This is a genomic window from Bacillus sp. NH11B (assembly GCF_001884205.1).
Classification (GTDB): domain Bacteria; phylum Bacillota; class Bacilli; order Bacillales; family Bacillaceae_G; genus Bacillus_A; species Bacillus_A proteolyticus.
The window spans coordinates 1-381 of sequence record NZ_MAOG01000106.1 but is presented as its reverse complement, the minus strand read 5'-3'; the positions used below and the strand labels follow the sequence as shown (position 1 = coordinate 381).

General features: G+C 37.0%; 1 protein-coding gene. It reads left to right on the top strand.

Features of this window, described 5'->3' with window-relative positions; genetic code table 11:
* On the top strand, window positions 1–317 hold a 317-nt coding region (locus BAU27_RS16330; protein WP_139254662.1), incomplete at its 5' end, for a DDE-type integrase/transposase/recombinase.
* Window positions 318–381 lie beyond the last annotated feature (64 nt).

The following is a 381-nucleotide window of genomic DNA, read 5'->3' as shown; positions in this document are numbered from 1 at the left end:
AGCCTCGTGTCGTGACAGTAGATAAGAATCCAGCTTATCCTATAGCAGTTGAAGAATTGAGAAAAGAAAAAAAGATGCCATTAGGCATCCAACTAAGGCAAGTGAAATATCTCAATAACATAGTGGAACAAGATCATCGGTTTATTAAAAAGCGGGTTCGTTCGATGTTAGGATTGAAATCCTTTCGCACAGCTACATCCATTCTTTCTGGAATAGAAGCTATGCATATGATGAAAAAAGGGCAACTTGTTTTATTGGACAAGTCTGTCCAAAATCAAGTGAAGTTCATCCATCAACTATTTGGAATTGCTGCTTAAGACTAGATTTCACTAGGAAACTTTTCGCATCTTTATATCTTTCCTAAGTATTTGCACCAGAACC